Source organism: Pseudomonas sp. Leaf127 (assembly GCF_001423155.1).
Classification (GTDB): Bacteria; Pseudomonadota; Gammaproteobacteria; order Pseudomonadales; family Pseudomonadaceae; genus Aquipseudomonas; species Aquipseudomonas ovata.
In genome coordinates this window covers 440,650-465,645 of sequence record NZ_LMOA01000022.1, presented here as the reverse complement: position 1 = coordinate 465,645, position 24,996 = coordinate 440,650, and the positions used below count along the sequence as shown (strand labels likewise).

22 protein-coding genes, 1 pseudogene and 1 riboswitch are annotated in these 24,996 nt (G+C 63.4%); of the genes and pseudogenes, 13 read left to right on the top strand and 10 right to left on the bottom strand.

The window, feature by feature from the left end; genetic code table 11:
- The first annotated feature begins 1 nt into the window (after position 1).
- Positions 2 to 1,192: a methionine adenosyltransferase gene (metK, locus tag ASF84_RS19980; RefSeq protein WP_056840577.1), complete on the top strand. Its 1,191-nt coding sequence runs from the start codon at positions 2 to 4 to the stop codon at positions 1,190 to 1,192.
- 549 nt (positions 1,193 to 1,741) lie between these two features.
- On the opposite strand, the gene ASF84_RS19970 is transcribed toward metK, so the two are convergent.
- The 3 genes from ASF84_RS19970 to ASF84_RS19960 all read right to left on the bottom strand — a co-directional run bounded on the left by ASF84_RS19970 (position 1,742) and on the right by ASF84_RS19960 (position 3,377).
- Positions 1,742 to 1,993, bottom strand: coding sequence for a hypothetical protein (locus ASF84_RS19970; RefSeq protein WP_156684307.1), 252 nt, complete (start codon positions 1,991 to 1,993; stop codon positions 1,742 to 1,744).
- Positions 1,994 to 2,151: 158 nt separating this feature from the next.
- Positions 2,152 to 2,697: an RNA 2'-phosphotransferase gene (locus tag ASF84_RS19965; protein ID WP_056840574.1), complete on the bottom strand. Its 546-nt coding sequence runs from the start codon at positions 2,695 to 2,697 to the stop codon at positions 2,152 to 2,154.
- Between the two features lie 59 nt (positions 2,698 to 2,756).
- Entirely contained in the window at positions 2,757 to 3,377 is a 621-nt protein-coding gene (locus ASF84_RS19960; protein ID WP_056840573.1) for a LysE family translocator, read from the bottom strand.
- A 208-nt stretch (positions 3,378 to 3,585) separates the two neighbouring features.
- Here ASF84_RS19960 and ligB point away from each other — a divergent pair, with 208 nt between their 5' ends.
- Entirely contained in the window at positions 3,586 to 5,283 is a 1,698-nt protein-coding gene (ligB, locus tag ASF84_RS19955; RefSeq protein ID WP_056840572.1) for an NAD-dependent DNA ligase LigB, read from the top strand.
- 42 nt (positions 5,284 to 5,325) lie between these two features.
- On the top strand, positions 5,326 to 5,730 hold the full coding sequence (locus tag ASF84_RS19950; protein WP_056840571.1) for a DUF1090 domain-containing protein: 405 nt from the start codon (positions 5,326 to 5,328) through the stop codon (positions 5,728 to 5,730).
- 24 nt (positions 5,731 to 5,754) lie between these two features.
- On the opposite strand, the gene ASF84_RS19945 is transcribed toward ASF84_RS19950, so the two are convergent.
- Positions 5,755 to 6,150 (bottom strand): MAPEG family protein, encoded by a 396-nt coding sequence (locus ASF84_RS19945; RefSeq protein WP_056840570.1) that lies wholly within the window; start codon positions 6,148 to 6,150, stop codon positions 5,755 to 5,757.
- Positions 6,151 to 6,163: 13 nt separating this feature from the next.
- Positions 6,164 to 7,000, bottom strand: a complete 837-nt coding sequence (locus ASF84_RS19940; RefSeq protein ID WP_056840569.1) for a DMT family transporter — start codon at positions 6,998 to 7,000, stop codon at positions 6,164 to 6,166.
- A gap of 196 nt (positions 7,001 to 7,196) precedes the next feature.
- On the opposite strand from ASF84_RS19940, the gene ASF84_RS19935 reads away from it, so the two are divergent.
- Positions 7,197 to 8,453: a cation:proton antiporter gene (locus ASF84_RS19935; RefSeq protein WP_056840568.1), complete on the top strand. Its 1,257-nt coding sequence runs from the start codon at positions 7,197 to 7,199 to the stop codon at positions 8,451 to 8,453.
- A 36-nt stretch (positions 8,454 to 8,489) separates the two neighbouring features.
- Here the strand turns inward: ASF84_RS19935 and ASF84_RS19930 are convergent, their stop codons facing one another.
- The gene (locus ASF84_RS19930) at positions 8,490 to 8,882 is read right to left on the bottom strand and encodes an MAPEG family protein (RefSeq protein WP_056840567.1); all 393 of its coding nucleotides are present in this window, start codon (positions 8,880 to 8,882) and stop codon (positions 8,490 to 8,492) included.
- A gap of 203 nt (positions 8,883 to 9,085) precedes the next feature.
- On the opposite strand from ASF84_RS19930, the gene ASF84_RS19925 reads away from it, so the two are divergent.
- From ASF84_RS19925 to otnI, 6 genes and pseudogenes are all read left to right on the top strand, one after another.
- Entirely contained in the window at positions 9,086 to 9,895 is an 810-nt protein-coding gene (locus tag ASF84_RS19925) for a DeoR/GlpR family DNA-binding transcription regulator (protein ID WP_056840566.1), read from the top strand.
- A gap of 316 nt (positions 9,896 to 10,211) precedes the next feature.
- Positions 10,212 to 11,132, top strand: a pseudogene (gene ltnD, locus ASF84_RS19920) (L-threonate dehydrogenase); the annotation flags it as partial.
- 3 nt (positions 11,133 to 11,135) lie between these two features.
- On the top strand, positions 11,136 to 12,422 hold the full coding sequence (gene otnK, locus ASF84_RS19915; protein ID WP_056840564.1) for a 3-oxo-tetronate kinase: 1,287 nt from the start codon (positions 11,136 to 11,138) through the stop codon (positions 12,420 to 12,422).
- Entirely contained in the window at positions 12,422 to 13,060 is a 639-nt protein-coding gene (gene otnC / locus ASF84_RS19910; RefSeq protein WP_056840563.1) for a 3-oxo-tetronate 4-phosphate decarboxylase, read from the top strand. Before otnK ends, otnC begins: the two co-directional genes overlap by 1 nt.
- Positions 13,061 to 13,147: 87 nt before the next feature.
- Positions 13,148 to 14,605, top strand: coding sequence for a GntT/GntP/DsdX family permease (locus ASF84_RS19905; protein ID WP_056840562.1), 1,458 nt, complete (start codon positions 13,148 to 13,150; stop codon positions 14,603 to 14,605).
- A gap of 22 nt (positions 14,606 to 14,627) precedes the next feature.
- Complete coding sequence (gene otnI, locus ASF84_RS19900) at positions 14,628 to 15,407, top strand: 2-oxo-tetronate isomerase (protein WP_056840561.1); 780 nt, start codon at positions 14,628 to 14,630, stop codon at positions 15,405 to 15,407.
- A 323-nt stretch (positions 15,408 to 15,730) separates the two neighbouring features.
- On the opposite strand, the gene ASF84_RS19895 is transcribed toward otnI, so the two are convergent.
- Positions 15,731 to 16,132: an acyl-CoA thioesterase gene (locus tag ASF84_RS19895; protein ID WP_056840560.1), complete on the bottom strand. Its 402-nt coding sequence runs from the start codon at positions 16,130 to 16,132 to the stop codon at positions 15,731 to 15,733.
- A 73-nt stretch (positions 16,133 to 16,205) separates the two neighbouring features.
- Positions 16,206 to 18,062, bottom strand: a complete 1,857-nt coding sequence (locus ASF84_RS19890) for a patatin-like phospholipase family protein (RefSeq protein ID WP_056840559.1) — start codon at positions 18,060 to 18,062, stop codon at positions 16,206 to 16,208.
- A 193-nt stretch (positions 18,063 to 18,255) separates the two neighbouring features.
- A riboswitch (S-adenosyl-L-homocysteine riboswitch) is annotated at positions 18,256 to 18,367 on the top strand.
- A gap of 24 nt (positions 18,368 to 18,391) precedes the next feature.
- On the opposite strand from ASF84_RS19890, the gene ahcY reads away from it, so the two are divergent.
- The 3 genes from ahcY (at position 18,392) to ASF84_RS19875 (ending at position 22,957) form a co-directional block, all read left to right on the top strand.
- Positions 18,392 to 19,801, top strand: coding sequence for an adenosylhomocysteinase (gene ahcY / locus ASF84_RS19885; protein ID WP_056840558.1), 1,410 nt, complete (start codon positions 18,392 to 18,394; stop codon positions 19,799 to 19,801).
- 101 nt (positions 19,802 to 19,902) lie between these two features.
- Complete coding sequence (gene metF, locus ASF84_RS19880) at positions 19,903 to 20,748, top strand: methylenetetrahydrofolate reductase [NAD(P)H] (protein ID WP_056840557.1); 846 nt, start codon at positions 19,903 to 19,905, stop codon at positions 20,746 to 20,748.
- 334 nt (positions 20,749 to 21,082) lie between these two features.
- Positions 21,083 to 22,957 carry a DEAD/DEAH box helicase gene (locus ASF84_RS19875; RefSeq protein ID WP_056840556.1) on the top strand — a complete coding sequence of 625 codons (1,875 nt, stop codon included), beginning with the start codon at positions 21,083 to 21,085 and terminating at the stop codon, positions 22,955 to 22,957.
- A gap of 300 nt (positions 22,958 to 23,257) precedes the next feature.
- On the opposite strand, the gene ASF84_RS19870 is transcribed toward ASF84_RS19875, so the two are convergent.
- Complete coding sequence (locus tag ASF84_RS19870; protein ID WP_056840555.1) at positions 23,258 to 23,836, bottom strand: YceI family protein; 579 nt, start codon at positions 23,834 to 23,836, stop codon at positions 23,258 to 23,260.
- A gap of 26 nt (positions 23,837 to 23,862) precedes the next feature.
- Positions 23,863 to 24,411: a cytochrome b gene (locus ASF84_RS19865; protein WP_056840554.1), complete on the bottom strand. Its 549-nt coding sequence runs from the start codon at positions 24,409 to 24,411 to the stop codon at positions 23,863 to 23,865.
- Positions 24,412 to 24,996 lie beyond the last annotated feature (585 nt).

Below are 24,996 nucleotides of genomic sequence, written 5' to 3'. Positions count from 1 at the left end.
CATGAGCGAATACTCAATTTTCACCTCCGAGTCCGTGTCCGAAGGACATCCGGACAAGATTGCCGACCAGATCTCCGACGCGGTCCTGGACGCCATCATCGCTGAAGACAAATTCGCCCGTGTCGCGGTCGAAACCCTGGTCAAGACCGGTGTGGCAATCATTGCCGGCGAAGTCACCACCTCGGCCTGGGTCGACCTGGAAGATATCGTCCGCAACGTCATTCTCGACATCGGCTACAACAGCTCCGACGTCGGCTTCGACGGCGCCACCTGCGGCGTGATGAACATCATCGGCAAGCAGTCGGTGGACATCGCCCAGGGCGTTGACCGCAGCAAGCCTGAAGACCAGGGCGCCGGCGACCAGGGCCTGATGTTCGGCTTTGCCAGCAACGAGACCGACGTACTGATGCCGGCCCCGATCACCTTCTCGCACCACCTGGTGCAGCGCCAGTCCGAGGCCCGCAAGTCCGGCCTGCTGCCGTGGCTGCGCCCGGATGCCAAGTCGCAGGTCACCTGCCGCTACGAGAACGGCAAGGTCGTGGGCGTCGACGCCATCGTGCTGTCGACCCAGCACAACCCGGACGTGTCCTACAAGGACCTGCGTGAAGGCGTGATGGAGCTGATCGTCAAGCACGTGATCCCGGCCGAACTGCTGCACAAGGACACCCAGTTCCACATCAACCCGACCGGCAACTTCATCATCGGCGGCCCGGTGGGCGACTGCGGCCTGACCGGTCGCAAGATCATCGTCGACACCTACGGCGGCATGGCCCGTCACGGCGGTGGCGCGTTCTCCGGCAAGGACCCGTCGAAGGTCGACCGTTCGGCCGCCTACGCCGGTCGCTACGTGGCCAAGAACATCGTCGCCGCCGGCCTGGCCGAGCGTTGCGAGATTCAGGTTTCCTATGCCATCGGCGTGGCCCAGCCGACGTCGATCTCGCTGAACACCTTCGGCACCGGCAAGCTGTCGGACGACAAGATCATCCAGCTGGTGCGCGAGCATTTCGACCTGCGTCCATACGCGATCACCACCATGCTCGACCTGCTGCACCCGATGTACAAGCAGACCGCCGCCTACGGCCACTTCGGTCGCAAGCCGTTCGAGATGACCGTGGGGGACGACACCTTCACCGCGTTCACCTGGGAAAAAACCGACCGCGCCGACGCCCTGCGCGCCGCCGCCGGCCTGTAATACCCAAGCGGTACTAAAAAGCCCCGCACGAGCAATCGTGCGGGGCTTTTTAGTTGAATGCGTTAAAGACGAGACGGCGAGCTGCTTTTCCAGAGGCACTTCTGTCTATTAAATAGCTGGCGGCACACGCCCTATCAATTAAAAAATCAATTGAACGCTCGCCCGAAACAATGGTGAACCCTCAGGATTAAATCTTGAAAACCACACGACAGCAGACAGGTTTTCCCGGTAAACCCTTTTGAGGTCAGCTCATCGAACTACTGAATCCTCCCGGTCGGGGCAACCGGTCACTGATCATACTTTGGATCGGCGTATTTTCGTTCAGCCACCCGCCTAACGCGTAACCGGCAGTGAATGCTGCGCCGAGCCCGGCCCCTGCAGCCGCTCCATAACCTGCCAAGCCCACCACGGCACTTGCGGTCCCCCCGATTGAAGTGGCATATGAAATGCCCAACGCCCCACCCACAGCACCGCCTATGGTTGCGCCGTCGGAAACCGTGTTGGCGCCGTAGATGAGTTCAGTCTCTTGATCTGTAAGGTCACGCATTATTACTTATCCTTTTTGGTTCGAGGAGGAAATAACAGACGAAACGCATTTGCCCATGTGGGTCTGGCGATGAAACGGAAGACATGTTTTTCTGCACGCCGGCAATAAAGAAATAAAAAAGGTGCCATCATTAACGTCACCATAGCGGCTGCAGTCAAACTAACACTCACGTCACGACCGCTGTCTTCGCGAATGAAAAACAGGAAACAGAGTGCATAAATGAGACATAACATCAGCGCTGCTTTCACTTTCATCATTATCCTCATTGACAGTTTTCAATCAGGATGATCAGGGCATGTGCAGCGTGATTCAATCCGACAGATGTAGGGGGTAAGAGGCTTTTAGCCGGACCATAAGTAACGGTATGTTTCACCAGAATGGGCGCGACTAAAAATCCTACAAAGTTAGCGGCTTATTGCCTGATAAACCCCACCGGCACTGCCTCGGTCAGCCACACGCCATTGTCGGCCTGGAAAAACCGGAACCCGGCCTGCTGCATGCGCGCCGCCTCGATGTGCAGCACCACCGGCTTGCCATAGCGTTGCCCTACCGACACCGCCGTTGCCTCGTCTTCTGACAGATGCACATGATGACGGCTGCCGGCAATCAGCCCCTGTTGCAGGATCGACGCCAGAAACCGCGTGGCGGTGCCGTGGTACAGCAGCGCCGGCGGGGTTTTCTCCACATGTTGAAGCTCGACCGTTCTGGTCGAGTGCCCCTGCACGGCGCGGATGCGCAGGCCGTCTTCGGAAAACGCAAAGCGCTTCTTGTCGTTGCCGGCGACCACCGCCTCGATGAGCGCCCGGTCCAGCACCCGACCGTCCGTGGCGGCGCCGGCAATCAGCGCGTCAAGATCCGCCCAGCCCTCACTGTCGAGTTGCAGGCCGATCGCTTGCGGTTCGTGACGCAGCACATAACTCAGAAACTTGCTGGTTTCAGACAACTGCTTGCTATTCATGAATGTCCCTATAGGTAATGTTCGCTCCTTGAGACAGGGCAGCGCCCGACCGGTTCAGATCAGGCCCGACGCGCCACCAGCAAGGCCGACGCCGCACTGGCCAGCAGACCGGCGCACACACGGTTGAACAGTTGCCTGCTGGACGGACGCGCAAAGAGCTTGCGGGCGTGCACACCCATCACGGCATACAGCGCGATGGCCACGCATTCCATCAGCAGAAACAGCCCGCCCAGCACGGCAAACTGAGCCGTGACGTCTTGCGCCGGGTCGACGAATTGCGGCAGGAACGCCGTGAACAGCAGGATGGCCTTGGGATTGCCGATGGCCACCAGAAACTCCTGGCGCGCCAGCCGCAACACACTGGCCGTGCGCATGCCGATGTGCTCATCGGCTTGCGGCGTCGCGCGCCAGAGCTGCCAGGCCAGGTAGAACAGGTAAGCCGCGCCCACCACCTTGATCACATGGAACAGCCACTCGCTGGTGTGCAGCACCGCCGCCAGCCCCACCGCCGCCAGGGCAATCATGATCGCAAACGCCAGCAGGCGACCGACGCCGCCGGTGCAGGCACGGGCAAAGCCGTAACGGCTGGCATTGCTGACCGACAGCAGGTTGTTCGGGCCGGGCGCCATGTTCAGTGCAAAGCAGGCGGGGATGAATACGGCGAGGGTCGACAGGTCCATTGCAGGTTCTCCAGAGCAAGACAGCGACCTGCAATCTGACACGCGCCCCGTGCCACCTCAAGGCACAGCCACGGACGTTTACACCCCCTGACTGTACTGCTGCGACACATCTGCTCACGCCTTGTAAAAGCCGGTGACCACGCCGACAGCCAGGCCTGCACAAAGCTGACTAGCCTGTCGGGCATCGTTCTCGGCAAGGATGCTTTCGATGTCATTGACCATTCGCTTTATCACCGCCCTGGGCTTGAGCCTGGGGTTGCTGTCGACCGCTACACCCACCTATGCCCAGGCCTGCCCGGATTGGGACGCGTCCAGGGCGGGGCAGGAAGTTCGCTCACTGCAGGACCGGATCAGCCGGTGGGACGACAGCTACCACCGCCAGGGCGTTGCACAGGTGGCCGACGAAATCTACGACCAGGCCCGCGAGCGACTGGCCCACTGGCGACAGTGCTTTGACCTGCCGGCCAACAGCACGGACAGCCCACTCAACACGGCCAAGGGCCCAGTGCCTCATCTGGTGGTCCATACGGGCCTTGGCAAGCTGGCCGACGACCAGGCCGTGGCGCAATGGCTCAACGGCCGCGAGGACCTGTGGATCCAGCCCAAGGTCGACGGCGTGGCGGTCACGCTGGTGTATGAGCAGGGCCGGTTGAGCCGGGCCATCAGTCGCGGCGATGGTGTGCACGGCCAGGACTGGACCGCGCACGCCCTGCGCATGGCCGCCATTCCCGGTCAATTGCCAGGCCCCCACAACGCCGTGCTGCAAGGCGAGCTGTACTGGCGCTTGAGCGATCATGTGCAGGCCAGCGCCGGCAGCGCCAATGCCCGCAGCAAAGTCGCCGGCACCCTGGCCCGTCATGATCCCCTTGATGCGGAGCTGGCCCAGGTCGGCCTGTTCGTCTGGGACTGGCCCGACGGGCCGGCGACCCTGCCCGAGCGCCTGACGGGCCTGAAGGCCATGGGCTTTGCCGACAGCCTGGCCTACACCCATCCACTGCAAACGTTCGAAAATGCCCGCCACTGGCGTGAGTTCTGGTATCGCCAGCCGCTGCCGTTCGCCAGCGACGGCGTGGTCTTGCGCCAGGGCCGGCGCCCGGCGGCCGAGCGCTGGCAAGCCAAGGCGCCCTACTGGGCGGTGGCCTGGAAATACCCCTATGCCACTGCCCTGGCCGAAGTGCGCAAGGTGAACTTCAACATTGGCCGTAGCGGTCGCATCACCCCGGTGCTGGATGTACACCCGGTACGCCTGGACGACCGCACCATCCGCTCGCTCAGTGCCGGCTCGCTGCAACGCTGGCGGGAAATGGACATCCGTCCCGGCGACCAGATCGCCCTGAGCCTGGCCGGGCTGACCATCCCGCGCCTGGACAGCGTGGTGCTGCGCAGCACCGAGCGCGTCGAACTGGCAGTGCCAGACCCGCAAGCCTTTCATGCGCTCAGTTGCTGGCAGCCCACGCCCGGCTGTGAAAGCCAGTTCAAGGCCCGCCTGGTCTGGCTGTCCGGCAAGCAGGCACTGAACCTGCCAGGCGTGGGGCCCGGCACCTGGGACAAATTGCTGGCTGCCGGACGACTCGACAATCTGCTCGACTGGATGACCCTCGAAGCCGCCGAGCTTGTTAAGATGCCGGGCCTTGGCGAGCGCAGTGCCGCCAAACTGTTCGCCAGCCTGCAAAGCGCACGCGACAAGCCTTTTCAGCTCTGGCTCAAGGCCCTGGGCCTGCCGCCGACCGGCGACGCCCGGCTGGCTGACCACTGGCAGCCACTGGCCGAACGCAGCCTTGAGCAGTGGCAGGCTGAACCCGGCATCGGCCCTGGGCGGGCGGCGCAATTGCAGGCCTTTTTTCTCGACCCGCAGGTGCTGGCGCTGCGCGATCGACTGCACGCCTTGAACATTGCGGGTTTTTAATGCCGGGTTGTCGACCCCGCCCGGCCTTCACAAGGAGTACACATGAAGCGCGTTCCCCCCCTGGTCCTGTTGCTGGCCTGCACCCTGGCGCCCTCTGCCCTGCTGGCCGCCGAGATGCCCGCGCCGGTCCCGGAGTGCCTGCTCAAGAGCCAGGACATCAGCAGCAAGCTTCAGCAGGCCAAGGCCGACGGTGACAAACGCCAACAGGCCGGCCTGGAAAAGGCCCTGAGCGAAGCCAACGCCAATTGCAGCGAAACCTCGCTGCTTAAACAGCGCGAGCAGAAAGTGCTGGAGGCCAAGCGCGAAGTGAGCCGCCGCCAGACGGACCTCAACCAGGCCATGGCCAAGGGCGACCCGGAGAAAATCAACAAGCGCAAAGACAAGCTGGCCGAGTCGCGCAAGGAACTGCTCGAAGCCCAGGCCGAGCTTGAAAAAGTCCAGGACTGAGCCGGCGCTTCCTGTTTATCCCCGTCAGGCCGCCGGAAATGCCGAGACGCCGAACAGCGCGATGATCAGGCCCATGCCGACCAGCCAGATCAGTGAGCGCAGCATGGCCAGGTCGGCCAGGTAGAAGATGATGTACAGCAGGCGCGTGGTGATGAACAACACCGCCAGCACATCGATGGTCACCAACTGCGCATTGCCGGCGATATGGGCAATGATCACGGCCGCCGCGAACGCCGGGAGGGCCTCGTAGCCATTGAGTTGCGCGGCATGGGCACGCCGTGGCAGCCCTTCGAGGTCCTCGAGGTAGTCGCGCGGGTCGTGGTTGTCGCGCATCTTGAAGCCGCTGCTGAACTTGGCGATGCCTGCGCACAGGATCGGCAGGATGATCGCGATCAATACGCACCAGAAGGCTACTGTCATTTTTTCGTTCCTTTCAATTAAGCTTCATGACCAACAGGCCGAGCAATACCAGGGCACAAGCTAAGAGCCGGGGACGCCCGAAAGGTTCTTGCAGGTAGCGCATGCCCATGAGCACCACCAGCACCACGCTGATTTCGCGCAGGGCCGCCGCTTCGGCCACCGACCCCAGTTGCATGGCCCACAGCACCAGCGCATAGCTCACCAGCACGCACAGCCCGACGCTCATTCCCAGTCGCCACTGCTGGCGCCAGAACAACACAAAGGCCGGGCGCCGACAGACGACGGCCGCTGCCGGAAACGGCCAGGCACTGATCAGCGTCAGCCACACCAGGTAATCCAGCGGCGGCGCGCCGAGCGTGAGGGCCTGCCCGTCAATCCAGGTATAACTGCCGATGCACAGGCCGATCAGCCCCACCACCGGCAGCATCGACCAGGGTAATCGCACGCCGCCTCCGCCCTGCCAGAGCAGGCAGGCCAACCCGGCCGGAATCAAGAGAATGCCCAGGATTTGCCCGCTGCTCAGGACCTCGCCGCCAGACAGCAAAGTCAAGCCCAGCACCACCAGGGGCGACAAGCCGCGCATCAAGGGATAGACCAGCCCCAGGTCACCGACCTGATAGGCCTTGATCAACAGCCCTCGATAGAGCAATTCGAACAGCGCCGAGGCGATCAGCCAGGGCCAGATAGTCGCGGCAGGCGGTGTGACGAAACCCAGCGCCAGCAAGGCAAACACCAGGGCCACGAAATCCATGCTGGCGATCACCAGCAGACGCTCGCCACTGAATTTGACCAGGGTATTCCAGGTGGCGTGCAGCACCGCCGCCATCAACACCAATGCGGTTGCCAGCACACCTTTGCTCCTCCAGGAAGGCAGGCCGCGAGGATAGTCGATGCCGGGGCTGGCTGACAGGCCAGGCTCGTCGTCAAGCCATCCTGTGTGGCAAAAAATTTCCCCGGTGGTGCACTATGAGCGGTTCCCGGGGGTCAATGCGTGCGCCTGACCCACTGAAATGCACCCTGATACTTGATGGATACGGACTTTACGGATGCTTGAACTTGCTGCTGCCTTCATATGCCTGACCACCCTGCTCACTTATGTGAACTACCGCTTTATCGGCCTGCCGCCGACCATCGGCGTGATGGTCACCGCCCTGCTGTTTTCCCTGATCCTGCAAGGCTTGAGCGTGGCGGGTTTTCCAGGGCTTGAAGAACGCGTCCAGCAACTGATCGGCCAGATCGACTTCGGCGACCTGCTGATGAACTGGATGCTGTCCTTCCTGCTGTTCGCCGGCGCCCTGCACGTCAACCTCGCCGACCTCAAGAGTTACCGCTGGCCGATCGGCCTGCTGGCCACCTTTGGCGTGCTGATCGCCACCGTGGTCATCGGCACCCTGGCCTGGTGGATCTTTGCCCTGTTCGGCTGGCACGTCAGCTTCCTGTACTGCCTGTTGTTCGGCGCGCTGATTTCCCCCACCGACCCGATCGCCGTGCTCGGTGTATTGCGCACCGCCAATGCCTCCAAACCGCTGAAGACCACGATTGTCGGCGAGAGCCTGTTCAACGACGGCACCGCCGTGGTGGTCTTCACCGTGCTGCTGGGCATCGCACAACTGGGCGAGACCCCGAGCGTTGGCGAAACCGCCTGGCTGTTTGCCCATGAAGCCATCGGTGGCGCGCTGTTCGGTGGCCTGATCGGCTACGCGGTGTACCTGATGATCAAGAGCATCGAGCAGCACCAGATCGAAGTCATGCTGACCCTGGCGCTGGTCATCGGCGGCTCGGCGATGGCCTCCGAACTGCATGTCTCGGCGCCCATCGCAATGGTGGTGGCCGGCCTGATCATCGGCAACCTGGGGCGCAACCTGGCGATGAACGACATGACCCGACGCTACATGGACGGCTTCTGGGAACTGCTCGACGACATCCTCAATGCCCTGCTGTTCGCGCTGATCGGCATGGAGCTGTTGCTGCTGCCCTTCTCGTGGCTGCACCTGCTGGCCGCCGGGCTGCTGGCCGTGGCCATCCTGCTGGCGCGCCTGGTCACCGTGGCCCCGGCCATCCTGCTGTTGCGCCGCTGGCGCAGCGTGCCACAAGGCACCATTCGCATCCTGACCTGGGGCGGCCTGCGCGGCGGTGTCTCGGTAGCCCTGGCCCTGGCATTGCCGCCGGGCCCGGAACGCGACGTGGTGCTGAGCATCACCTACATCGTGGTGCTGCTGTCGATCCTGTTGCAGGGCCTGACCATCGGCAAGCTGGTGCGCTCGGTAACCGGCCACAAGCCGGCGCCTGAAGAGACGCACTGACCGACCGGCGAAATGAGCGGCCCAGGCCGCTCAGCCCTACAGCAGGATCGCCAGGCCGAACAAGGCCGTGATCAGGGTAAAGCCGCCCAGCCAGGCCAGCGAGCGCAACACGGCCAGGTCGGCCAGATAGAACAGGATGAACAGCAGGCGCGAAAGGACAAAGCCGACCGCCAGCGCTTCGATGGCGACCCAGGGAACATTGCCGCTGAGCTGCGCGATGATGACGCCGGCGGCAAACCCTGGCGTGGTTTCGAAACCATTGAGTTGCGCGGCATGGGCACGCCCTGCCAACCCGTCAAGCCGACCCAGAAAGGCTCTGGGGTCATGGTTGAGGCGCAGACCGTAGTCACGGCTGCCGACCCTGGCGATCACCGCACACAGGTTCGGCAACACCAGTGCGATCCATACGCACCCATAAGCGACGATCACGTGCACTCCTTGCATCCCGATCGGGATTCGACGCCTGTCCCCAGTACAGTCTAGTCATCGCACCTGACCAGGCCCGCGACCGTTCGGCGCCTGCGCCGTGTCACGGTAAGCCATGAACGGTTCGTGTTAAAAACGCCTCGGCACACTGGCGGGCTGCACGTACACTCAAGGCCGAGCCCGGTTACCGCTATGCAGGAGCATGCATGTCCACCCATGACGAAATCGCCCCGACCGGCGGTGCGCCAATGATCCCCGATCAACGCCGTGAATTGATGCTGCGCCAACTGCGCAAGCACCAGGTGCTGAGCGTGCACCAGCTGATGGAAATGTTCGACTGCTCGCACATGACCATCCGCCGTGACATCGCCCTGCTGGAGCAGGAAGGCCGGGCCTATTCGGTCAGCGGCGGCGTGCGCATCGCCAGCCAGTTGCACAGCGAGCCCAGCCATCAGTCCAAGGCCGTGGTCGAGCTGCCGCACAAACAGGCCATGGCGCGCCTGGCCGCGCAGTTGCTGCACCCGGACATGACCGTGTACCTGGATGCCGGCACCAGCACCCTGGAAATCGTGCCGTACATCATTGCCCTGTCGGGCATGACCGTGGTCACCAACGACTTCGGCATCGTGCATGCCCTGGCCGATGCCGGGCACGTCGACGTGATCCACACCGGCGGCCTGCTCGACCACCCCAACCTGTCCAGCGTCGGCGCCCTGGCCGCCGCCACCCTGCGCCAGCTGGCCACCGACATCGCCTTCATGTCGACCAGCTCCTGGGACCTGCAGCGTGGCATTACCACCCCTTCGGCGCTGAAAGTGGATGTCAAGCAGGCTGCCATGCAATCGGCCTCGCGCAACGTACTGGTTGCCACCAGCTCCAAGTACGGCACCTTCGGCATGTACAAGGTCGCGCCGCTGGAACAGTTCGATGCCCTCATTACCGACAGCGACCTGGCCACGGCCGCCGCCGACAGCATCCGCAAACAAGGCATCGAGTTGCAGCTGGCCAAGGTGTAAGCCAGGCCAGGCGGCTTGAATAGACATTCGACACGCCGTAGGAGCGCGCTCTGCCGGAATGCCGGACCACCGCGACCGGCTGCGCAGCAGTCGTAAAATTGCAGCGTTTCACAGATTTCTGCGAGCGCTCCGCATTCGGTCGCCGGCAAAGCCGCTCCTACACCCTCCCCATTCAAAGCCCCGTTCCAGGGGCTTTTTGCTATGTGAATATTTGTTAATCGCAAATAGTGCTTCACATTAATAGCTCACTGATCCACTATCAGATTCACATTTCAGAACAATGTAAGCCGTCTGTTGGTATGACGAGCAGCGGCGAAGACCGAGGATGACTGCAATGACCCAATCCAATGTTGGTGTGATCGGCCTGGGCGCCATGGGCCTGGGCATTGCCCGCTCGCTGCTGCGCAACGGTTTCAAGGTGCACGCCTGTGACGTGCGCAGCGACGTGGTCCAGGCATTTGCCGCCGAAGGCGGTGTAGCCGCCACCTCGCCGGCTGACCTGGCCGCTGCGTGCGACATCATCATCACCGTGGTGGTCAACGCCGAGCAGACCGAAACCGTCCTGTTCGGCGACAACGGTGCGGTCGCCGCCCTGCGTCCCGGCAGCCTGGTGATCGGCTGCGCCACGGTCGCCCCGACCTTTGCCGTCGAACTGGGCCAGCGCCTGGCCGACCTGGGTCTGCTGTACCTCGATGCGCCGATCTCCGGCGGTGCGGCCAAGGCCGCCGCCGGGCAGATGACCATGATGACCTCGGCCCCGGCCGATGCCTACGCCAAGGCCGAAGCCGTACTGGCCGGCATGGCCGGCAAGGTCTATCGCCTGGGCGACGTCCATGGCCTGGGCTCGAAGGTCAAGATCATCAACCAGCTGCTGGCCGGCGTGCACATCGCCGCCAGCGCCGAAGCCATGGCCCTGGGCCTGCGTGAAGGCGTCGACGCCGATGCCCTGTACGAGGTGATCACCAACAGCGCCGGCAACTCGTGGATGTTCGAAAACCGCGTGCCGCACATCCTCAAGGCCGACTACACGCCGCTGTCGGCGGTGGACATCTTCGTCAAGGACCTGGGCCTGGTGCTTGATACCGCCCGCGCCAGCAAATTCCCGCTGCCGCTGTCGGCCACCGCCCACCAGATGTTCATGCAGGCTTCCAGCGCCGGTTTCGGCCGCGAAGACGACTCGGCGGTGATCAAGATTTTCCCGGGCATCAATCTGCCGACCGCCAAGGTCGAGGAATAAACGATGACCGTCACTTCCCGCCCGCTGCTGGGCTGCATCGCCGATGACTTCACCGGCGCCACCGACCTGGCCAACATGCTGGTGCGCGGCGGCATGCGCACCGTGCAGAGCATCGGCATCCCGTCGGCTGAACGGGCCGCCGGCCTGGACGCCGACGCCATCGTCATCGCCCTGAAATCACGCACCACGCCGAGCGCCGAGGCCGTGGACGAGTCCCTGGCCGCCCTGCAATGGCTGCGGGATCGCGGCTGCGAGCAGATTTTCTTCAAGTACTGCTCGACCTTCGATTCGACCGCGGCCGGCAACATCGGCCAGGTCAGCGATGCGCTGCTCGACGCCCTGGGCAGCGATTTCACCGTGGCCTGCCCGGCCTTCCCGGAAAACGGCCGCACGATCTTCCGTGGCCATTTGTTCGTGCAGGACCAGTTGCTGAGCGAATCGGGCATGCAGAACCATCCGTTGACGCCGATGACCGATGCCAACCTGGTGCGCGTGCTGCAGGCGCAAACCCCACGCAAGGTCGGCCTGCTGCGCTACGACACCGTGGCCCGGGGCGCCGACGCCGTGCGGGCGCGCATCGATGAGCTGCGCGCCGAAGGCGTGAGCATGGCCATTGCCGACGCGGTGTCCGATGCCGACCTGTATGTGCTGGGCGAAGCCTGCGCCGACCTGGCGTTGCTGACCGGCGGTTCGGGCCTGGCGCTGGGCCTGCCGGAAAACTTCCGCAAGGCCGGCAAACTGCGCGCGATGGATGCTGCCCAGAATATCGACATCGCCGGTGGCGACGTGGTCCTGGCCGGCAGTGCCTCGGTGGCCACCAATGGCCAGGTCGCCGCTTGGCTGGAGGCCGGTCGCCCGGCCCTGCGCATCAACCCGCTGGAACTGGCCGACGGCAAGCCGGTGGTCGAGCAGGCCATCGCCTTTGCCCAACAGGCCGGCCAGACAGTGCTGATCTATGCCACCAGCACCCCGGATGAAGTCAGGCTCGTGCAGCAGAAGCTGGGCGTCGAGCGCTCCGGCGCCATGGTCGAAGACGCGCTGGGGCAGATCGCCAAGGGCCTGCTGGCCGCTGGCGTACACCGCTTCGTGGTCGCCGGTGGCGAAACCTCCGGTGCCGTGGTCCAGGCGCTGGGCGTGCAGTTGCTCAAGATCGGCGCACAGATCGACCCGGGCGTGCCGGCCACCGTCAGTGACGGTGACCAGCCCCTGGCACTGGCGCTCAAGTCCGGCAACTTCGGGGCCCGCGACTTCTTCGCCAAGGCCCTCAAGCAGTTGGCAGGAGCCGCCTGATGATCGATGAACAAGCCCTGCGCGAAGAAATCTGCGACGTCGGCCGCCTGCTGTATGGCCGCGGCTACACCGTGGGCAGCGCCGGTAACATCAGCGCACGCCTGGACGACGGCTGGCTGATCACCCCCACCGACGCCTGCCTGGGTCGCCTGTCGCCGGGTGAAATCGCCAAGGTCAACCTGGCCGGCGAGTGGGTCTCGGGCAGCAAGCCGTCCAAGACCCTGGCCCTGCACCGCGAGGTCTACGACCGCAATCCCGAGGTCGGTGGCGTGGTGCACACCCACTCCACCCACCTGGTGGCGCTGACCCTGGCCGGTGTCTGGCGCGAAGACGACATCCTGCCACCGTTGACGCCCTACCAGGTGATGAAGGTCGGGCACATTCCGCTGATCGGCTACCAGCGCCCCGGCTCGCCCCTGGTGGCCAAGCAGGTGGCGCAACTGGCCAACAGCGTGCGCGGCGTCATGCTTGAGCGCCTGGGCCCGGTGGTCTGGGAAAGTTCGGTGGCCAAGGCCTGCTACGCCCTGGAAGAGCTCGAAGAAACCGCCCGCCTGTGGCTGATGACCGACCCCAAGCCTGCGCCGCTGTCGCAGCAGGCGCTGGACGAACTGCAGCAGACGTTCGGAGCCAAGTGGTAACCGACCTTCAATGAATCCTCCCAGGCCGCACCCGCGGCCTGTGCCAACGCCGGTCATGCCGGAACACAATAAGAACAGGAAGCGAATATGACTCCACTAATGTTGATGCTGATTGCCGGCGCCGGCATCGCACTGCTGCTGTTTCTGGTCCTCAAATACAAATTCCAGCCCTTTGTCGCCCTGATGCTGGTCAGCATCATCGTCGCGCTGGTCGCCGGTGTGAAGCCGGCCGACCTGGTGGCGACCATCGAAGGCGGCATGGGCAAGACCTTGGGTCATATCGCGATCATCATTGCCCTGGGTGCGATGATCGGGCGCATCATCGAATTGTCTGGCGGCGCCGAAGCCCTGGCCAAGACGCTGATCCAGCGCTTTGGCAACACGCGCACGCCGCTGGCACTGACCGTGGCCGGCTTCATGGTCGGCATTCCGGTGTTCTTCGAGGTCGGGGTGATCATCCTGATGCCGCTGGCCTATGGCGTGGCCCGTGCGGCGCGCAAGCCGCTGATGATCTTTGCCTTGCCGATGTGCGCCGCCCTGCTGGCCGTGCACGCCTTCCTGCCGCCGCACCCGGGTGCCGTGGCCGCCGCCAGCCAGTTGGGCGCCGACCTGGGCCGGGTCTTGCTGCTGGGCATCCCGATGGTCGCGGTGCTGTGCATGATCGGCTACTTCGTGGCCGGGCGCATGACCCGCAAGACCTACCCGATGACCGACGACATCCGTGCCGAAGTCTATGGCCCGCACGTCACCAACGCCGATCTGGAAGCCTGGGCACGCAACGACTACTCCACCGTGCGTGAAACCTGCGACGCCAAGGAATTCGGCGCCGAAGCCAGCGCCAGCAGCCTGGCCAAGAGCCTGCCGCCGGCGCCGGCACCGGGCTTTGGCCTGATCATCGCACTGATCCTGCTGCCGATCGTGCTGATCCTGCTCGGCACCCTGGCCACCACCCTGCTGCCGGCCGGCACCTTGCTGCGCGATGTGCTGACCGTACTGGGCGCACCGCTGGTGGCGCTGCTGATCGACACCCTGCTGTGCGCCTGGCTGCTCGGCTCGCGCCGTGGCTGGAGCCGCTCGCAAGTGTCCGACGTGATCGGCTCGGCGCTGCCGGGCGTGGCCATGGTGATCCTGATTGCCGGCGCCGGTGGCGTATTCGGCAAGGTACTGGTCGACACCGGTATCGGTGCCGTGGTCTCCGAAGCGCTGCGCAACACCGGCCTGCCGGTCCTGGCACTGGGCTTTATCCTGACGCTGCTGCTGCGTGCGGTACAAGGTTCGACCACCGTGGCGCTGGTGACCACCGCCGGTATTCTCAGCCCGCTGATTGCCACCCTGGACCTGTCGGCCAACCACCTGGCGTTGCTGTGCCTGGCCATGGGCGGTGGCGGTCTGGCGATGTCGCACATCAACGACGCCGGCTACTGGATGTTCACCAAGCTGGCCGGCCTGAACGTAGGCGATGGCTTGCGCACCTGGACCGTGCTGGTCACCCTGCTGGGCACTCTGGGGTTCCTGATGACCCTGGTGCTGTGGCCATTTGTCTGACCCTTTGAAGACTGGAGTTAACATGCCTCGTTTCGCCGCCAACCTCAGCATGCTGTACCCGCAGCATGACTTTCTGGACCGCTTCGCCGCCGCCGCTGCTGACGGCTTTGCGGCGGTCGAGTACCTGTTCCCCTATGACTACAGTCCCCAGGAGCTGAAACAGCGCCTGGACGACAACGGCCTGGTGCAGGCGCTGTTCAACGCCCCACCGGGCGACTGGGCAGCCGGCGAGCGCGGCATTGCCAGCCTGCCGGGGCGTGAACAAGAATTTCGCGAAGGCGTGGCCAGGGCGCTGGAATACGCCCAGGTGCTGGGCAATGACCGTATCCATGTGATGGCCGGCCTGCTGCCCGACGAGAGCCTGCGTGCGGCGCATCAGGCGGTGTACCTGGAAAACCTGGCCTATGCCGCCGCCCAGGCCAAGGCATTCGGCATTACCGTGCTGATCGAGCCGATCAACACCCGTGACATGCCGGGCTTTTTCCTCAACCGCCAGGATCAGGCCCAGGCCATCGTCAGACAGGTGGGCGCCGACAACCTCAAGGTGCAGTTCGACCTGTACCACTGCCAGATCGTCGAAGGCGATGTGACCCGCACCCTGCAACGCGACTTTGCCGGCGTGGGCCACATTCAGATCGCCGGCGTGCCGGACCGTCACGAACCGGACATGGGCGAGCTGAACTATGCGCACCTGTTCGAGGTGATCGACCAGTTGGGCTACACCGGCTGGGTCGGTTGCGAGTACCGGCCAAAGGGCGACACCAGCGAAGGCCTGGAATGGCTGCGCCGCCTGCGCGGTTGAGTCAGCCTTCGCGATCAAGTGAGTCTTCGCGACCGTTGGTCGCTCCCACAGGTTTTGCGTCTGGCCCCTATTCAAGGCCTGACAGGGATCCTGTGGGAGCGACCAGCAGTCGCGAAAGGGTCGGTACATTCACCCTCTTAAGTGCCTGCCACGCGACATTCGCGACCGTGGGTCGCTCCCACAGGTTTTGCGTCTGGCCCCTATTCAAGGCCTGACAGGGATCCTGTGGGAGCGACCAGCGGTCGCGAAAGGGTCGGTACATTCACCCTCTTAAGTGCCTGCGACGCTGCCTTGGCGACCGTGGGTCGCTCCCACGGGTTCAGTCATTCGTCGCCCGGCAGGTCGAACTGGTCCTTGATGTAGCGGATTTCGGTTCGACCATGCGCCGCCGGCTGGCCGTCTTCGCCCAGGTTGACGAAGACCATTTTCTCCACCGTCAGGATGCTCTTGCGGGTGATCTTGTTGCGCACCTGGCAACGCAGGGTGATCGAGGTGCGGCCGAACTCGGTGGCGGTGATGCCCAGCTCGATGATGTCGCCCTGGCGCGAGGCGCTGACGAAGTTGATCTCCGAGATGTACTTGGTCACCACCCGCTGGTTGCCCAACTGCACGATGGCGTAGATCGCCGCTTCCTCGTCGATCCAGCGCAGCAGGCTGCCACCGAACAGCGTGCCGTTGGGGTTGAGGTCCTCGGGCTTCACCCATTTGCGGGTATGAAAATTCATGCTTGCTCCTGACATCCGACCTAAAGATGCCAGCCATCATGGCAGAGCACGGCGGTCCTGTGAAAAGCCTTTGTCAAACACCCCCCTCGATTCGCCAGGCCCTGGCCTGCGCGACGGTCGTGGAAGTCCAGAGCGTTACCGGCAAGCGGTTGCGCGATTGATACCCGCTGATGATGGCCTCCAGCGCCTCATTGACCTCGCTTGCCGTGCTCGCCTGCAACAGCTGTTGATCGGCACGCAGCAGCAGTTCGGTATTGGCCTGGGTCTGCCAGAGCAGGTGCAGCGATGGAAAGATCAGCGCCTTTCTGATGTTGCCGGCAATCACCCGGATCTCGCGCTGGCGCCGCTCGACCTGCGCCGCCACCAGCACCGACGACTGCACCGGCACCTCACGCAAGCCCTCGAGCAGCCGCTTGAAGGCCTGCCGTTCATGACGGTTCAGTTGCAGCGCCAGCCACTGCGTGTCCGCCGGGCTACGAACCTGGGCATCAAGATTTGCAAGGGCTGCCGCGATGGCGTCCGTCAGCGTCACGCCGGCCTGGCTGTCGAGTGCGGCGATGGCCGCCTCAAGCAGTGCCAGCCGTTCGTGCGCGGTGCGGCGCCAGGCCAGCGTCTGCGTGACCCCGGGCACTTCGGTGCTGCGCGCAACACTGGCGAGCATGTCGTCGTCCAGGCTTTGCAGCGCGGCCTCCAGTGAGTCGAAATCGTAACCTTCGCGCTGCACAGCGCGCTCGGCCAGGTGCGTCCTGACCGCCTGTTCCAACTGTTCTTGCAGGTGATTGCGAAGCTCCGGGCTCATGGTGAAATTCAGCGTGCCGTTCAAGGCACCGGTGAAATCACCACGCTCGGTGCGCAACGGCACCACCACGGTCTGCGCCGCCAGGCGCTTGAGGCCCAGGTTCTGCCACTCGCGCTGCGCCGACACCGGTGCCCCGGCCAGCCAGTCGGCAAGGAAGGTGGTCAGGCCACCGCGCTTGTTGCCTGCCTGGCCCTGCTCGAACGTCAGGATCAGCATGTCGGCGCTCGACAACAGGTCGGTGCCCAGCTCCGGGTCGAGCAGTTGCGGCACCGGGGTGTTGAGCAGCACGCCACCGTCCTGGAAGAAGGTCAGCTCGTCGAACACCTGGAAATCCAGCCCTTCCTGCCCCGGCTGGCGAAACACCACGGGCAGGGCAGCCGAGACGTGCGCGGCCACCGCGATGTCCAGGTCGGGGGTCAGGGCCGCACCGAACACCACCAGTTGCGGTGCGCCGGCAAACATCGCCGTGCCGGTAATGGTGAGCTGCTTGATCTGCGCAATATACCGGTTGAGCAACGCAAGGTCGGCGAAGGTCACCGCGCCCTCGGCTTGCAGGCGCTTGCGCACGGCCTGCACCTCGGACGGGTGCGTGTCGGTAATCAGCGCCAGCACCGCCGTACGGGCCTGCTCGCGGATCAGCGCTTCCAGTGGCAGCGCTGCCGACTGCAGGCGTGGCAACACGCCCAGCAGCAGGTGGGTAAAGCTGCCGGCCGTGCCGGGCAGGATAGCGTCTGCGCGCTCCCCCAGTCGCGCCAGGCCGTGTTGCAGCCAGCCGATACTCTGGTCGCTGCTGTCGAGCAGGGCCAGCAGGTCGGTGTTGTCGCTCAGTTCATCGAAGGGCGCGGCCGGCATGCCCGAGGCAATCAGCGCCGCCATGATCGCGCCGGCCGAAGAGCCGTGCACCGACTCGATCCCGGGCAATACCCCAAGGCTCTCCAGCGCGGTCAGCGCACCCGAATAGGCAAAGCCCTTGGCGCCGCCGCCGCTGAGAATCAGCTTGCGGATCGGCGGGCTGTCCAGTTCAAGGCGGGCGATGCCATTTTCATGGGTTGCCAGTGTGATCCGGCGACGGCCCGCCTGTTCGACGATCAGGGTGGGTGACGACTCAAGTCCTTTCGGGGTGCTGTTCACGGTGCGGTTCCTTGCACGCTGGATGAACCACGACGATAAAGCCCCGACCGGCACCGGATGCGGTACAAGAATATTTTCCCATCCGTCATCCGGCGCACTGCCCTGTGCAGAAAAACTTTGGAACAATCGCCCGCACGGCTATACTGCACACCGTTTTCAAACGGTCATCAATTCTCGATACCGTTCCCGCCACCTGTCCGAGGGGCGCTGCAGCAGGTTTACCCTGTCAGGCTCGGATGGGGCGTTGTCTGGCAGGCTGATCCCTCAGCCGGCAGGCCTTTAACGCACAACGGCGCCCATTCGCATTTACTTGGAATGGAGACTCTTCAATGAGCGCTGTAAACACGCCTGCCGATTTCAACGACTTCAAGGTCGCCGACATCTCCCTGGCTGCCTGGGGCCGCCGCGAAACCATCATCGCCGAATCGGAAATGCCGGCCCTGATGGGTCTGCGCCGCAAGTACGCCGGTGAGCAGCCGCTCAAGGGCGCCAAGATCATCGGCTGCATCCACATGACCATCCAGACCGCCGTGCTGATCGAGACCCTGGTTGCCCTGGGTGCCGAAGTACGCTGGTCGTCGTGCAACATCTTCTCCACCCAGGACCAGGCCGCTGCCGCCATCGCTGCTGCCGGTGTGCCTGTGTTCGCCTGGAAAGGCGAAACCGAAGAAGAATACGAGTGGTGCATCGAGCAGACCATCCTCAAGGATGGCCAGCCATGGGACGCCAACATGATCCTTGACGACGGCGGCGACCTGACCGAGATCATCCACAAGAAATACCCGGCGATGCTGGACAGGATCCACGGCGTCACCGAAGAGACCACCACGGGCGTGCACCGCCTGCTGGACATGCTGGCCAAGGGCGAACTGAAGATCCCGGCCATCAACGTCAACGACTCGGTGACCAAGAGCAAGAACGACAACAAGTACGGCTGCCGTCACAGCCTCAACGACGCCATCAAGCGCGGCACCGACCACCTGTTGTCGGGCAAGCAGGCGCTGGTGATCGGCTACGGTGACGTGGGCAAGGGCTCGGCCCAGTCGCTGCGTCAGGAAGGCATGATCGTCAAGGTCACTGAAGTCGACCCGATCTGCGCCATGCAGGCCTGCATGGACGGTTTCGAACTGGTTTCGCCGTTCATCGACGGTGAGAACGACGGCACCGAAGCGAGCATCGACAAGGCCCTGCTGGGCAAGATCGACCTGATCGTGACCACCACCGGCAACGTCAACGTGTGCGATGCCAACATGCTCAAGGCCCTGAAAAAGCGCGCCGTAGTGTGCAACATCGGTCACTTCGACAACGAAATCGACACCGCTTTCATGCGCAAGAACTGGGCATGGGAAGAAGTGAAGCCACAGGTGCACAAGATCCACCGCACCGGCACTGGCGCGTTCGACCCACAGAACGACGATTACCTGATCCTGCTGGCCGAAGGTCGCCTGGTGAACCTGGGCAACGCCACCGGCCACCCAAGCCGCATCATGGACGGCTCGTTTGCCAACCAGGTGCTGGCGCAGATCTTCCTGTTCGGGCAGAAGTACGCCGACCTGTCGCCGGCCCAGAAAGCCGAGCGTTTGACTGTCGAAGTGCTGCCCAAGAAGCTGGACGAAGAAGTCGCCCTGGAAATGGTGCGTGGCTTCGGTGGCGTCGTGACCAAGCTGACCAAGACCCAGGCCGACTACATCGGCGTGACCGTCGAAGGTCCGTTCAAGCCACACGCTTACCGCTACTGATCATTTAGCAGCTGCCCGCGCAGGGGCGGATTCATCCGTGATGCGTTTCGCGGATGAATCCGCTCCTGCAGGTGTGCGTCAGGCTTTGAAGGTTATCGCTCATGTCCCAGAAACACGTCTACAGCTTCGAGTTCTTCCCCACCAAGACCGATGCCGGCCAGGAAAAACTGTTGAGCGTTGCTCGGCAGTTCCGCGCCTGCTCGCCGGAATTCTTTTCGTGCACCTACGGTGCCGGCGGCTCGACCCGTGACCGGACCCTCAACACCGTGCTGCAACTGCAGAACGAGGTCAAGGTTCCCGCCGCCCCGCACCTGTCGTGCGTCGGCGACAGCAAGGATGACCTGCGCGGTCTGCTGGCCGAGTACAAGGCCGCCGGCATCAAGCGCATCGTGGCCCTGCGCGGCGACCTGCCTTCGGGCATGGGCCTGGTCAGCGGCGACTTGCGTCACGCCAACGACCTGGTGAGCTTCATCCGCGAAGAAAGCGGTGATCATTTCTACATCGAAGTCGCCGCCTACCCCGAGATGCACCCCCAGGCGCGCAACCTCGAAGACGACATCGCCAACTTCGTGCGCAAGGTCAAGGCCGGCGCCAGCAGCGCGATCACCCAGTACTTCTTCAACGCCGACAGCTATTTCTACTTCGTCGAGCGCGTGCGCAAGGCGGGCGTGGAGATTCCGATCGTGCCCGGCATCATGCCGATCACCAACTACAGTAAGCTGGCGCGTTTTTCGGACGCCTGCGGAGCGGAAATCCCGCGCTGGATCCGCAAGCAGCTGGAAGCCTACAACGACGACAGCGCCAGCATCCAGGCGTTCGGCGAGCAGGTCATCACCGAGATGTGCGAGAAGCTGCTGCAAGGCGGCGCGCCGAGCCTGCACTTCTACACGTTGAACCAGGCCGAACCGAGCCTGGCGATCTGGAAGAACCTCGAGTCGTCACGCTGAGGTTGTGTCTGATGGCCCCGAAGCATTGCTTCGGGGCCACACTCCTGATAAAACCGTTGGGCAGCCGGAAACAAGCACAGCGTAGTGGCTCTGTTATACTCCGGCCTTCCCGCCAGGCTTACGCCCGGACGCTGGGTCTTGCAAAAGGCATCTCGATCACGCCGATGCAGTCACGAGATGGATTTCCGACCCCGCTGCACCGGACGCGATCGCGTTCCTCATATGCTCCTGAAAACCGCGACCCCACATGTCGTCGCAGGTCAAAGCAGCCCGAACGTCATTGCGCCAGGCACGATTTCCCTGAGCACAAGCTCCAACCAGAACAGGATTTCTCATGTCCTTTGCCTCCCTCGGTCTCTCCGAGGCTCTAGTCCGCGCTGTCGAAGCGGCGGGCTATACCCAGCCTACTCCCGTGCAACAGCGGGCCATTCCCGCCGTGTTGCAAGGTCGCGACCTGATGGTGGCGGCGCAGACAGGTACTGGTAAAACCGGTGGTTTCGCCCTCCCGATTCTGGAGCGCCTGTTTCCCAACGGTCACCCGGACAAATCCCAGCGTCATGGCCCGCGCCAGCCGCGCGTACTGGTCCTGACCCCGACCCGTGAACTGGCCGCACAAGTGCACGACAGCTTCAAGCTGTATGCCCGCGACCTCAAGTTCGTCAGCACCTGCGTGTTCGGCGGTGTCGGCATGAATCCCCAGATCCAGGCCCTGTCCAAGGGCGTCGACGTCCTGGTCGCCTGCCCGGGTCGCCTGCTCGACCTGGCCGGCCAGGGCAATGTCGACCTGTCCCACGTTGAAATCCTGGTGCTGGACGAAGCCGACCGGATGCTCGACATGGGCTTTGTGCACGACGTCAAGAAGGTCCTGGCACGCCTGCCGGCCAAGCGCCAGAACCTGTTGTTCTCGGCGACCTTCTCCAACGACATCACGGCCCTGGCCGGCAAGCTGCTGCATGACCCCGAGCGTATCGAAGTCACGCCGCCCAACACCACGGTCGAGCGCATCGAACAGCGTGTGTTCCGCCTGGCAGCCAGCCACAAGCGTGCCCTGCTCGCCCACCTGATCACCCAGGGCGCATGGGAGCAGGTGCTGGTGTTCACCCGCACCAAGCACGGCGCCAACCGCCTGGCCGAGTACCTCGACAAGCATGGCCTGAGCGCCGTGGCGATCCACGGCAACAAGAGCCAGAACGCCCGCACCAAGGCCCTGGCCGACTTCAAGGCCGGCGAAGTACGGATCATGGTCGCCACCGACATCGCCGCCCGCGGCCTGGACATCGATCAGTTGCCGCATGTGGTCAACTTCGAACTGCCCAATGTCGATGAAGACTATGTGCACCGTATCGGCCGTACCGGCCGGGCCGGTCGCAGCGGCGAGGCGATCTCGCTGGTTGCACCGGACGAAGAAAAACTGCTCAAGAGCATCGAGCGCATGACCCGCCAGAAGATCGCCGACGGCGACCTGGCCGGTTTCGATGCTTCCAAGGTCGAGGCCGAAAAGCCTGAAACCCGCGAGCCACGCCCACAGCGCAACACCCGTAGCGGCCGTGCCGAAGGCGCCGACAAAGGCGAAAAGGGAAGCGGCGGCCGTCGCGATAAAGGCAAAGACAAAGGGCGTGACAGCAAGAGCAAGGACAAGCCGGCCGTAGCCGCCGCTCCCGGTGAGCGTCCGGCCCGTCCGCCACGCGAAAAAAAACCGCGTGAAGGCACTGCTCGCACCCAGCCACAGCCGCAACAGCAGGCGGCGGCCGCACCCCGTGCGCCGGCCAATCGCGACCCGGAAGTGTTCCTGGATGACGAGGTCGACAACTTCGGCAACCGCGCCGACTACGTCAGCCCTTACCAGGGCAAGTCCCAGGGCCGTGGCCGTCGTCCGGGCGCCGCACCTGCCGCTGGCACCGGAGCTGCCCGTCCGCAGGGCCAGGCCCCGCGCAGCAACACGCCACGTCCGGCAGGTGCCGGTGCAGGTGCCGGCAAGCGCACCAGCAATGGCCCGCGCACCGGTGCACCGCGCAACAACGCCCCGCGTGACCGTCAGGCCCGTGAAGAGCCCGCCGTTCGCCCGCCGGAGCGTCAGTCGCAACAGCCGAAGATCGTGCACAAGGAATCGAAGATTGATCGTTTCCCGTCCGCCGAACTGCTCGACGAAGTGCCAAACCGCCCACGCGGTGAAAAACCGGCCCTGCTGACCCGCAACCGCGACAGCTGAAACCGGAGCGCCCGATCTGTAGGAGCGCGCTTGCCCGCGACCGAGTGCGTTAGCAGTCGTAAATTTTCAGCGTTTCATAGATCCCTGATGGGTTAGCAGTCGTAAATTTGTGGCGTTTTCGAGATTTTACGACTGCTGCGCAGCCGGTCGCGGGCAAGCGCGCTCCTACAAGCGGTGAATTGAATATTGAGTAGCGCGGCCGGGCGGCGAGCGGCTTTTGCGGTGATGCGCTCCTCGCCGTACGCCACACACAAAAACGCCGACCCAAGGGTCGGCGTTTTTGCATCTATCGAAAAGCGCTTACTTCTTCTGCACGCCTTCCAGCGAGATGTCCAGGTCCAGTGTCTGCGACGTCGGGCCTGGGCCCTTGATGCCGAAGTCGTTCAGGTTGAGGGTGGTCGAACCGTTGAAGCCGGCACGGTAGCCGCCCCACGGATCCTTGCCTTCACCATTGAACGTGGCCTTGATGGTCACCGGCTTGGTCACGCCATGCAGGGTCAGGTCGCCGGTCACATCGGCAGTTTTCTCGCCGGTGGATTTCACGCTGGTGGAGACGAACTTGGCCTCTGGGAATTTGGCGGTGTCCAGGAAATCCTTGCTCTGGATGTGCTTGTCACGCTCGGCATGGTTGGTGAACAGGCTGGCGGTTTTCAGCTCGACCGCGATCTTGCTCGCTTCAGGCTTGGCCGCGTCGAAACTGAACGTGCCGTCCCAGTCCTTGAACGTGCCGTGGATGAAGCTGTAGCCCAGGTGGCTGATCTTGAAGTCGATGAAGGCGTGCTGGCCTTCCTTGTCGATCACGTAGTCGGCGGCCATGGCCTGGCCGGCGGTGAACAGAGCAGTACCCAGGGCCAGAGCGGCGAGAGACTTCTTCAACATGCTGTATTCCCTTTATGGTTGGACTATCAATTACGACCCAGCATGCGCTTGAGGGTCACATCACGATCAATAAAGTGGTGTTTCAGTGCAGCCAGCCCATGCAGCCCCGCGAAAATCACGATGGCCCAGGCCAGGTAAAAATGAATCTGCCCGGCGGTATCGGCCTGCTGCGGCAGTCCGCTGATCAGCGCCGGCACCTCGAACAGGCCGAAGACCGGAATGCCCACGCCATCGGCGGTGGAAATCAGGTAACCGGCCGTCATGACCGCAAACAGCGCGACATACAGGAAGGCATGGCCAAAGGCAGCGCCAAGGCGGGTCATTCGGCTGTAGCTGGCCAGCGGCGGTGGCGGCGGGCTGACAAAGCGCCAGATCACGCGCAGCAGCATCGCAGCGAACAGCACCAGGCCGATGCTCTTGTGCAGGTCCGGCCCTTGCTTGCGCCAGCTGTCGTAGTAATCCAGCCCCATCATCCACAACCCCAGGCCAAACAGACCGAACACGGTCAGGGCCACACCCCAGTGCAGCACGCGACTGACCAGACCGTAACGAGAGGAGGAATTGCGTAGCTGCATTGCTTGATACCTTGTAAGACGTGCGATCAGACTAGCGATTTATCTATCGAAAGAAAGCGCAAAAAATGGCTTTTAACTATCGATAAATACGATGGATTAACCGTTTGTGCTGTCGCGGATTTCAGACCATGACGCGCGCTGGCGGTTCGTTGCGCACCTGCAAATCAGGCGCAGCGCAGCATCGCCAGAAATCGAAGCGGGGAATACGGGCGCAAGACCGCCGGTTTTTTGCTACCGACGAACGGTATCCATAGGCAAACGAATTGGGCATGGCACCTTGCTTGTGAGCGTCGGGAATCTGAGCCAGATACATTGAATGTACCGGCCCTTTCGCAAGGTCTATGGCCTTGAAAGGGAACAGACGCAAACCCGTAGGAGCGCGTTTACCCGCGACTGGCTGCGCAGCAGTCGTAAAAATAGCGGCGTTTAATCAATTTCTGCGAGCGCTCCGCACTCGGTCGCCGGCAAGCGGGCTCCTACCGGTCGATGCCTGCCCGAATAGCCTGTTCTGTAGGAGCAACCAACGGTCGCGAATGCAGCCTGCCAGCCGCCGGCGATCTTGAATGTGCCGGCCCTTTCGCGACC